The organism is Streptomyces sp. NPDC045431 (assembly GCF_040646655.1).
Lineage (GTDB): Bacteria > Actinomycetota > Actinomycetes > Streptomycetales > Streptomycetaceae > Streptomyces.
In genome coordinates, this window is the sequence record NZ_JBEZAQ010000039.1 from 1 (window position 1) to 9904 (window position 9904).

The following is a 9904-nucleotide window of genomic DNA, read 5'->3' on the forward strand; positions in this document are numbered from 1 at the left end:
TCAACGCCCACCGCGCGGGCACCATCAAGGGCCTGACCGCCGAAGTCGGCGCCTCCCTCACCTCCGGCGCCCCCATCTGCGAAATCAAGGACTGACGTCCGTACGTCTTCCTGCGAAGGGGCCTGCCGGTCGTGACCGGCGGGCCCCTTCCGCATGCGGAGAGGGCCTCCGGCTGGGCGATGGCATGCTGGAGACACACGGCGGAGCAGGGAGGAGGCGCCATGACGACCAGTACGGCAGCGGGCACGGCACCGGGTACGCCACCGGGCTCGGCGCGCCCCATGCGGGCGGACGCGCGCCGTAACTACGGGCGACTGCTGTCGGAGGCGCGCTCCGCCTTCGCCGAGCACGGCACCGACGCGTCGCTGGAGGACATCGCGCGCCGAGCGGGGGTGGGTATCGGCACGCTGTACCGGCACTTCCCGAACCGGCACGCGCTGATGGGCGCGGTCTTCCAGGAGGCGCTGGGCGCGTTGCTGGAGCGCTCACGGCAGCTCGCCGACGCCGAGCAGCCGTGCGAGGCGCTGGTCGTCTGGCTGCGCGCCATCATCACGCACGCGGGCGAGTACCGCGGCCTGGCGAGTGCGCTCATGTCGGCGTCGCACGACCGGAGTTCGGCGCTGTCGGAGTGCAACGTGCCGCTGCGCCAGGCGGGCGCCCGCCTGCTGGACCGGGCCGTGAGCAGCGGCTCCGTACGGGAGGGCGTCTCGATCGACGACCTGATGCAGCTGACGAACGCGATCGCCCTGGCGGCGGAGCAGTCCCCGGACGATCCGGAGCTGGCGGACCGCCTGCTGCGGCTGACGCTGCGCGGCCTGAAGGCGTAACCGCGTGCGGGGGCTTGCCCCGCGCGCTCAGCGGCGCCGCAGGTCCGCCACCCGGGCGCCGCGCTCCGCGGCGCGGTCGTCCGCGGACAGGGAGGCCGACGTGGCCGAGCGCAGGGGGCCGCCCGGGTGCCGGGCGCCGCGCTGGCCCGGCAGGGGCACGTCCCGGCGCGGCGGGCGGCCCGGCGGGGAGGCGTCCGAGGCTCCGGCGGAGCCGGAGCTCGCGACCGTGAGCTGGACGCCCTGGTCCGCGAGGGCCTGGAGCTCCGTGGCGGCGCGCTCGTCATGGGCGGGCGGCTCGTCGGTGACCAGCCGCGTGATCACGTCCGTCGGCACGGTCTGGAACATCGTGTCCGTGCCGAGCTTCGTGTGGTCGGCCAGCACCACGATCTCCGCCGCCGCCTGCACCAGCGCCCGGTCGACGCTCGCCGACAGCATGTTGGACGTGGACAGGCCCCGCTCGGCGGTCAGGCCGCTCCCGGACAGGAACGCCCGCGAGACCCGCAGCCCCTGGAGGGACTGCTCGGCCCCGCTGCCCACCAGCGCATAGTTGGAGCCGCGCAGGGTGCCGCCGGTCATGACGACCTCGACGCGGTTGGCGTGCGCGAGCGCCTGCGCCACCAGCAGGGAGTTGGTGACGACGGTCAGGCCGGGGACGCGGGCGAGCCGGCGGGCCAGCTCCTGCGTGGTCGTCCCGGCGCCGACGACGATGGCCTCGCCCTCTTCGACGAGGGCCGCGGCGGCGTCGGCGATGGCCGTCTTCTCCGCGGTCGCGAGATGGGATTTCTGCGGGAAACCGGACTCTCGCGTAAAACCGCCCGGCAGTACCGCACCGCCGTGCCGGCGGTCGAGGAGTCCTTCGGCCTCCAGGGCCCGCACGTCACGCCGTACGGTCACTTCGGAGGTCTGGACGACGCGGGCGAGCTCACGGAGCGATACCGCCCCGTTGGCGCGCACCATTTCGAGGATCAACTGGCGACGTTCTGCAGCGAACACGAAACTGACAGTAACCCCAGCACGCGGGTGTTTGCAGCCGTATGCACCGAATACGAGAAGATGCGAACAGACGGGGCCGCCAAGTGGTATGGGCGGCCCCGTCCGTGTACGTACGACGATCGGCCTCGACCGGTCGATGTCCCGACTTGCCGGGGGTTGCCGGGTGTTGTCCCGGTGACCGGGGGGCGTTACGCCTCGGCGGTCGTCTTCCGGGTGTGCAACTGCCGTGCCACCTCGGCGATCGAGCCCGACAGCGACGGGTACACGGTGAAAGCGTTTGCGATCTGTTCGACGGTCAGATTGTTGTCGACCGCGATCGAGATCGGGTGGATCAGTTCACTGGCGCGCGGGGCGACGACCACGCCGCCGACCACGATGCCCGTGCCCGGACGGCAGAAGATCTTCACGAAGCCGTCCCGGATGCCCTGCATCTTGGCGCGCGGGTTGCGCAGCAGCGGCAGCTTCACGACCCGGGCGTCGATCTTCCCGGCGTCGACGTCGGCCTGGGTGTAACCGACCGTGGCGATCTCGGGGTCGGTGAAGACGTTCGCGGAGACGGTCTTGAGGTTGAGCGGGGTCACCGCGTCGCCGAGGAAGTGGTACATGGCGATGCGGCCCTGCATGGCCGCGACCGAGGCGAGCGCGAACACGCCGGTGACGTCACCGGCGGCGTAGACGCCCGGTGCCGAGGTGCGCGAGACCCGGTCGGTCCGGATGTGGCCGGAGTCCCTGAGCCGTACGCCGGCCTCCTCCAGGCCCATGCCCTCGGTGTTGGGGACGGCGCCGACCGCCATCAGGCAGTGGGTGCCGGAGATGACCCGGCCGTCGGCGAGGGTGACCTCGACGCGGTCGCCGACCCGCTTGGCGGAGGCCGCGCGGGAGCGGGCCATCACGTTCATGCCGCGGCGCCGGAAGACGTCCTCCAGGACGGCGGCGGCGTCCGGGTCCTCGCCGGGCAGCACCCGGTCGCGGGACGAGACGAGCGTGACGCGCGAGCCGAGCGCCTGGTAGGCGCCCGCGAACTCGGCGCCGGTGACACCGGAACCGACCACGATGAGCTCCTCGGGGAGCTCGGTGAGGTCGTACACCTGCGTCCAGTTGAGGATGCGCTCGCCGTCGGGCAGGGCGTCCGGGATCTCGCGCGGGTGGCCGCCGGTGGCGATCAGGACCGCGTCGGCGGTGAGGGTCTCCTCGCTGCCGTCGGCGGCCGTGACGATCACCTGGCGGGATCCGTCCACGGCCTGACGGCCGTCGAGCCGTCCGCGGCCGCGCAGCACCCGGGCGCCGGCCCGCGTGACGGAGGCGGTGATGTCGTGGGACTGGGCGAGGGCGAGCCGCTTGACGCGGCGGTTGACCTTGCCGAGGTCCACGCCGACGATCCGGGCGGGCTGGTCGATGTGCGGGGTGTCGTCCGCGACGATGATGCCGAGCTCCTCGTGCGAGGAGTCGAAGGTGGTCATCACCTCGGCCGTGGCGATGAGGGTCTTCGAGGGTACGCAGTCGGTCAGGACGGACGCTCCGCCGAGGCCGTCGCGGTCCACGACGGTCACCTCCGCGCCGAGCTGGGCGGCCACCAGGGCCGCCTCGTATCCGCCGGGTCCGCCACCGATGATCACGATCCGGGTCACTGGGGTTACGCCTCGCGCTCTCGTCACGGCAGGGATGGAGTACGTAGCCCATTGTCCCGCACCCTCCGCGCGGCTTCCCGTCGGGTCCCGGTCGGGTCCCGGTCGCGCCGCGGTCGCGCCGCGGCCGGGCCGCGGCCGGGCCGTGCCCGGGCCGTGGGGGGCGGGTGCCGGGCGGGTCCCGATCAGGTGGCCGCCCCACGGGGAACAGCGCCCGCCCGGGCCGCTCCCGTACCCTCGGACCCATGTCGCTCTACGCCGCGTACGCCGGCAACCTCGACGCGCGGCTGATGACCCGCCGCGCCCCGCACTCCCCGCTGCGCGGCACGGGCTGGCTCAACGGCTGGCGGCTGACCTTCGGCGGTGAGCAGATGGGCTGGGAGGGCGCCCTCGCCACGATCGTCGAGGCGCCGCGCTCACAGGTCTTCGTCGCGCTGTACGACATCGCGCCGATGGACGAGGACTCCATGGACCGGTGGGAGGGCGTCGGCCTGGACATCTACCGGCGCATGCGGGTGCGGGTGCACACCCTGGACGGCGAGGAGCCGGCCTGGGTCTACGTCCTGAACGGCTACGAGGGCGGCCTGCCCTCCGCGCGCTACCTGGGCGAGATCGCGGACGCCGCCGAGTCGGCGGGCGCGCCCCACGACTACGTGATGGAGCTGCGCAAGCGCCCCTGCTGAGGCGCTGCGGGAAGTCGCCCAGGCGCCGGGGAGGCGCTGCCGAGGCGCTTCCGGCCGGCTCTTGTCGGAAACGACAAGGCAACGATCCGAGCTCCGTGGGCATCGTCATCTACGCGCGTAGGCAATCTCGGGCTACGCTCTTGTCCGTACGTGTTTTTCCGGGGCCCGCCCCCGGCCCCCGGCCCCGCGCAGCGGTCCGGGGCGACTGTTACTTCGCGAGGCGAGAGACTCTGTGAACGCAACTGCCACCCCGGACCACCTCCAGGGCGACCCCTACGCCGCCGCCGCCGACGCCGCCGCGCGCCTGCGCGAGCTGACCGGCGCCGAGACCCACGACGTCGCCCTCGTGATGGGCTCCGGCTGGGCGCCGGCCGTCGACGCGCTCGGCGCCCCCGAGGCCGAGTTCCCGGTCACGGAGCTCCCCGGCTTCCCGCCGCCGGCCGTCGAGGGCCACGGCGGCCGCATCCGCTCGTACCGCATCGGTGACAAGCGGGCGCTGCTCTTCCTGGGCCGTACACACTTCTACGAGGGCCGCGGCGTGGCCGCCGTCGCCCACGGTGTGCGCACCGCCGTCGCCGCCGGCTGCAAGACGGTCGTGCTGACCAACGGCTGCGGCGGCCTGCGCGAGGGCATGCGCCCCGGCCAGCCGGTCCTGATCAGCGACCACATCAACCTCACGGCGACCTCCCCCATCGTGGGCGCCAACTTCGTGGACCTGACCGACCTGTACTCGCCGCGCCTGCGCGCGCTGTGCAAGGAGGTCGACGCGACGCTGGAGGAGGGCGTGTACGTCCAGTTCCCCGGCCCGCACTACGAGACCCCGGCCGAGATCAACATGGTCCGCGTGATGGGCGGCGACCTCGTCGGCATGTCCACGGTCCTGGAGGCCATCGCGGCCCGCGAGGCGGGCGCCGAGGTGCTCGGCATCTCCCTCGTCACCAATCTGGCCGCGGGCCTTTCGGGTGAGCCTCTCAACCACGAGGAGGTCCTCCAGGCGGGCCGCGACTCGGCCGCCCGCATGGGCGAGCTCCTCACGCGGGTCCTGGACAAGATCTAGAACCACCCTGTGGCGCGGCCCCGGAGCCCAGGGAGTGTCCGCAAAGTAGCGTCGTCCGCCCGCGAGGGCGGGCCTGGCGGCGTCTGGTGCGTGCGATCGCAAGGCGGAGGAAGGAGCCACTGCGGAGCATTGGCGACTGACGACAACGCAGCGAGCGTGCGTGCCAGACGCCGCCAGGCAGACGGGACTTTGCGGACACGACCCAGCCCGGGGCCGCGCCCTGCTCCGCCGCGGCGCGGGGTACCCGTAGCGCAGACCAATCCGTACGACTCCCAGAGAGGCAGACCACCGTGCAGCAGAACCTCATCGCGCAGGCGGAGGCATGGCTGGCCGAGGACCCGGACAGCGAGACCCGCGACGAGCTGGCCAAGCTCATCGAGGCCCGTGACCTCGACGCGCTCGCGGACCGGTTCGGCGGCACGCTGCAGTTCGGGACGGCCGGGCTGCGCGGTGAGCTGGGCGCCGGGCCCATGCGGATGAACCGCTCCGTGGTCATCCGGGCCGCCGCCGGCCTCGCCGCGTACCTGAAGGGCAAGGGCCAGGAGGGCGGCCTGGTCGTCATCGGCTACGACGCCCGCTACAAGTCGGCCGACTTCGCGCGGGACACCGCCGCCGTGATGACCGGCGCGGGGCTGCGCGCCGCCGTGCTGCCGCGGCCGCTGCCGACGCCCGTCCTGGCGTTCGCCATAAGGCACCTGGGCGCGGTCGCCGGTGTCGAGGTGACCGCGAGCCACAACCCGCCGCGCGACAACGGCTACAAGGTCTACCTGGGCGACGGCTCCCAGATCGTGCCGCCCGCCGACGCCGAGATCGCGGCCGAGATCGCGGCCGTCGCGCGCCTCGCCGACGTACCGCGTCCGGAGTCCGGCTGGGAGACCCTCGGGGACGAGGTCCTGGAGGCCTACCTGGCGCGTACGGACGCCGTCCTGAGCCCCGGGTCCCCCCGGACCGCGAACGTCGTCTACACGGCCATGCACGGCGTCGGCAAGGACGTCGTCCTCGCCGCCTGGGAGCGGGCCGGTTTCCCCGCGCCGGTGCTCGTCGAGGAGCAGGCCGAGCCCGACCCGGCCTTCCCGACCGTCGCGTTCCCGAACCCCGAGGAGCCGGGCGCGATGGACCTGGCCTTCGCGAAGGCGCGCGAGGCCGGTCCGGACATCGTCATCGCCAACGACCCGGACGCCGACCGCTGCGCCGTCGCCGTCCCGGACGACTCCGCCGCGGGCGGCTGGCGGATGCTCCACGGCGACCAGGTCGGCGCGCTGCTCGCCGCCCACCTCGTCCGCAAGGGCGCCCGGGGCACCTTCGCCGAGTCGATCGTGTCGTCGTCGCTGCTGGGCCGGATCGCCGAGGGGGCCGGGCTGCCGTACGAGGAGACGCTGACCGGCTTCAAGTGGATCGCGCGCGTGGAGGGCCTGGCGTACGGCTACGAGGAGGCGCTCGGCTACTGCGTCGACCCCGAGGGCGTCCGCGACAAGGACGGCATCACGGCGGCGCTGCTCGTCGCCGAGCTGGCCTCGGTCCTCAAGGAGCAGGGCCGTACGCTCACGGACCTGCTGGACGACCTGGCCGTCGCGCACGGCCTGCACGCCACGGACCAGCTGTCGGTGCGCGTGCAGGACCTGAGCATCATCGCGAACGCCATGCGCCGGCTGCGCGAGCAGCCGCCCACCGCGCTCGCCGGGCTGACGGTGACCTCCGCCGAGGACCTGAACGAGGGCAGCGAGGCGCTGCCGCCCACGGACGGGCTGCGGTACTACCTGGAGGGTGCCTTCAAGGCGCGCGTGATCGTGCGCCCGTCCGGGACCGAGCCGAAGCTGAAGTGCTACCTGGAGGTCGTCGTCCCGGTCGCCGACGCGAGCGGACTCGCCGACGCGCGGGCCAAGGCCGGTGACGTCCTGGGCGCGCTGAAGCGCGACCTGGCGGCCGCCGCCGGTATCTGAGCCGGCCACCCTTGAGAGGGCCCGTACGGAGAGCTTCGCCGAGCTCTCCGTACGGGCCCTCTTGCGGGTGATTCTCGTACGGCAGGTGACGCACGGCTCCGATACGCACCCCGGGCCGCCGAGCAGGGTGACCCCCATAGCGCAGCCGAGCCTCCTGGGGGTCCCACCGTGCCGCCGTCGGCGATCACCGCCCGCCCGACCGTCCCCGCGTCCCGGCGGCCCCCGTCCCCGGCGGCCGTATCCGTCCGGGAGCGGGCCGCCCGGTCCCTCCGGTACGCCGCGCCCGCCCTCGTCGGCTATCTGACGGTGCGGCTCTTCGGGCTGCTCGTCCTGGCCCGCTGGGCCCATCTGAAGGGGCACGGCGTCTGGCCGACGCTCGCCACGTCCTGGGACTCCGACTGGTACCTGGGCATCGCCGACCACGGCTACCAGGACTCCCTCGGCACCGCGTACAACGCCAACAACCTGGCGTTCTTCCCCCTCTACCCGGTGCTGATCAAGGCGGTCGCGGGCGTCACGCCCGGCTCACGCGCGTCGGTGGCGCTGGTGCTCGCGGTCGGCTTCTCGCTGGTCGCGGCGTGGGGGGTGTTCGCCGTCGGCGCCCATCTGCACGGGCGTCGCGCGGGCACCGTACTGGCCGTCCTGTGGGGTGCCCTGCCGGTGGCGGTCGTCCAGTGGATGGGGTACACGGAGTCGCTGTTCACGGCGCTGGCCGCGTGGGCGCTGTACGCCGTGCTGACCGGGCGCTGGTACGCGGCGGGCGCCCTCGCCGTGCTGGCGGGGCTGACCCGGCCCACCGGGATCGCGGTGGCGGCGGCGGTGTCGGTGGCCGGTCTGCTCGCCGCGGCGCGCACCCGGCGCGGGGCGCCGCTCGCCGCCGCCTGCGCGGCCCCGCTGGGCTGGCTCGGTTACGTGGCCTGGGTGGGCGCCCGGATCGGCCGCTGGGACGGCTACTTCGCCGTGCAGCGGCTGTGGCGCAACGCGTGGGACGGCGGCGCGGGCACCCTGCGCGAGCTGCGGTACCTCCTCGTGTACGACCGGAACCCGCAGCTGTTCCTGGTCGCCGTCTCGGCGGTGCTGGTGCTGTCGGCGGCGGCGTACGTGCTGTGCCTGGCGGAGCGGCAGCCGCTCGTGCTGCTGGTCTTCAGCGGGGTGCTGCTGCTCGTCGTCCTGGGCAGCGGCGGTGTCTATTTCCCGCGGGCCCGCTTCCTGGTGCCCGGCTTCCCGCTGCTGCTGCCGTTCGCCCTGGCGGTGTGCCGGGCGCGGCGGGTGGTGGCGGGGCTGGTGCTGGGCGGGGCGGTGCTGGTGTCGGCGTGGCTGGGCGCGTACATGCTGCTGGTGTGGCCAGGCCCGCCGTGACGGGCGGACCGGTGACGGACGGATCGTGACGGACGGGCGGACCGTTACGCGGTGGTGGTGAGCACCACCAGCAGCACCAGGCCCACGAGCGAGGTCGCGATGACCTCGTACGCCCAGCGCACGCGCGGTTCGCCCTGCGCGGTGGGCCGGGAGGCGCACTGCTCGGCCAGCTGGCGCAGCTCGGCGATGCTCCGGTCGGCGCCCATGGCTTCGGCGACGTGGGGCGCGGAGGCGCCGGACTTCGCCGCCGCACGGTCCTGGAGGCGGGCGGCGCGCTTCCGCTCCCGCAGGGAGACGGGTATCGACCAGAGCTGGTACTTGGTCCCGCCCTTGGTGAAGACCTCGCTGGAGTATCCGGCGCGCACGGTGGAGACCGCCGCCCAGGGGAGCTCGATGGTGCGGAACGGGTTGCGCACGATCATCCGGTCGTGGTTCGCGCGCACGACCGGCCGGAAGGTGAAGGCCGCGATGAGCGGCACGACGAGGAGCAGCGCCGCGAGCGCGACCCAGCGGGCGCGCCCTTCGCCGCGGATGAGGGCGTCACCGCCGATCCAGGCGGCGAACGCGAGCAACAGGAGGCCTCCCACGATCGCCAGGGGCGAGCGGTAGGACCGGTCGGCGGCGGGCTCGGGCTGCTGGGGGCTCGTCATGCGGCCGATTCTGCCTCACCCCGCGCGGGCTCACGCGACGAGATCGGCGTACAGGATGATGTTGTCGGGGCGGTGCCCGTCGACGAGTTCGCCGCCGCAGGTGATCAGGCGTAGTTCGGGCCGGGTGGTGTCGCCGTACACCTTGGCGGTGGGGAACGCCTTCTTGTCGACCTGCTCCAGCTCCCGTACGCGGAAGACGGCGGTGGTGCCGTCGGCCCGCTGGACGCTGATCTCGTCGCCCGTGCGCACCTTGGCGACGTTTTTGAGGACGGCGGGGCCCTTCTCGGTGTCGAAGTGGCCGATCAGCACGGCCGGTCCGGTCTCGCCGGGCGTCACGCCCTTGTCGTACCAGCCGATCTTGTCGGCGTCGGCGACGGAGGGGACCTCGACGGTGCCGTCGGCGGCGAGACCGAGGTCGAGTACGGGCCCGGTGTCGACGCCGGCCGCGGGCACGCGCACGCGGACCGGCTTGGACCGCGCCAGCGGGGCGGCCTGCTCGCCCTGGACGGCCGCCGGGGCGGCGGTGGCCGGCTCGATGTGGGCCGGCGGGGTGGCCGCCTTCGCGGGGCCGCCCGCCGCGGGCGTACCGCAGCCGGCCAGGGCGGCCGGGGCGGCGAGGGCGAGCAGCACGGCGGCGATGCGGCGGGGTACGGCGGCGACGGCGGGCATGGGCGGGCTCCAGGGGGACGGTGGACGGGTGGTACGGGCCCGGGGGGTGGTACGGGCCCGGGCGGGCGGACCAGGGGCTCCACATCGAGACGTACCGCAAG

Annotated in this window: 9 protein-coding genes; 5 read left to right on the forward strand and 4 right to left on the reverse strand. The window is 73.8% G+C overall.

Annotated elements, in window-relative coordinates; all coding sequences use genetic code 11:
* Positions 1-221 precede the first annotated feature (221 nt).
* Positions 222-827 (forward strand): TetR/AcrR family transcriptional regulator, encoded by a 606-nt coding sequence (locus AB0A69_RS33660; RefSeq protein ID WP_361429901.1) that lies wholly within the window; start codon positions 222-224, stop codon positions 825-827.
* A 27-nt stretch (positions 828-854) separates the two neighbouring features.
* Here AB0A69_RS33660 and AB0A69_RS33665 read toward each other — a convergent pair whose 3' ends face one another.
* On the reverse strand, positions 855-1820 hold the full coding sequence (locus tag AB0A69_RS33665; protein WP_361429903.1) for a DeoR/GlpR family DNA-binding transcription regulator: 966 nt from the start codon (positions 1818-1820) through the stop codon (positions 855-857).
* A 188-nt stretch (positions 1821-2008) separates the two neighbouring features.
* Positions 2009-3475 (reverse strand): NAD(P)H-quinone dehydrogenase, encoded by a 1467-nt coding sequence (locus AB0A69_RS33670; protein WP_361429905.1) that lies wholly within the window; start codon positions 3473-3475, stop codon positions 2009-2011.
* A 215-nt stretch (positions 3476-3690) separates the two neighbouring features.
* Between AB0A69_RS33670 and AB0A69_RS33675 the strand changes: the two genes are divergently transcribed.
* From AB0A69_RS33675 to AB0A69_RS33690, 4 genes are all read left to right on the forward strand, one after another.
* Positions 3691-4128: a gamma-glutamylcyclotransferase gene (locus AB0A69_RS33675; protein ID WP_071965776.1), complete on the forward strand. Its 438-nt coding sequence runs from the start codon at positions 3691-3693 to the stop codon at positions 4126-4128.
* A 232-nt stretch (positions 4129-4360) separates the two neighbouring features.
* Positions 4361-5185: a purine-nucleoside phosphorylase gene (locus AB0A69_RS33680; RefSeq protein WP_361429907.1), complete on the forward strand. Its 825-nt coding sequence runs from the start codon at positions 4361-4363 to the stop codon at positions 5183-5185.
* A 290-nt stretch (positions 5186-5475) separates the two neighbouring features.
* Positions 5476-7125: a phospho-sugar mutase gene (locus AB0A69_RS33685; RefSeq protein ID WP_361429909.1), complete on the forward strand. Its 1650-nt coding sequence runs from the start codon at positions 5476-5478 to the stop codon at positions 7123-7125.
* Between the two features lie 168 nt (positions 7126-7293).
* Complete coding sequence (locus AB0A69_RS33690; protein WP_361429911.1) at positions 7294-8484, forward strand: hypothetical protein; 1191 nt, start codon at positions 7294-7296, stop codon at positions 8482-8484.
* 44 nt (positions 8485-8528) lie between these two features.
* Here AB0A69_RS33690 and AB0A69_RS33695 read toward each other — a convergent pair whose 3' ends face one another.
* Together AB0A69_RS33695 and AB0A69_RS33700 are read right to left on the reverse strand one after the other, a co-directional pair.
* A complete protein-coding gene (locus tag AB0A69_RS33695) occupies positions 8529-9134 on the reverse strand; it encodes a PH domain-containing protein (RefSeq protein WP_361429913.1) in 606 nt (201 codons plus the stop codon).
* A 30-nt stretch (positions 9135-9164) separates the two neighbouring features.
* Positions 9165-9803, reverse strand: coding sequence for a class F sortase (locus AB0A69_RS33700; protein ID WP_361429915.1), 639 nt, complete (start codon positions 9801-9803; stop codon positions 9165-9167).
* Between the last annotated feature and the right edge of the window lie 101 nt (positions 9804-9904).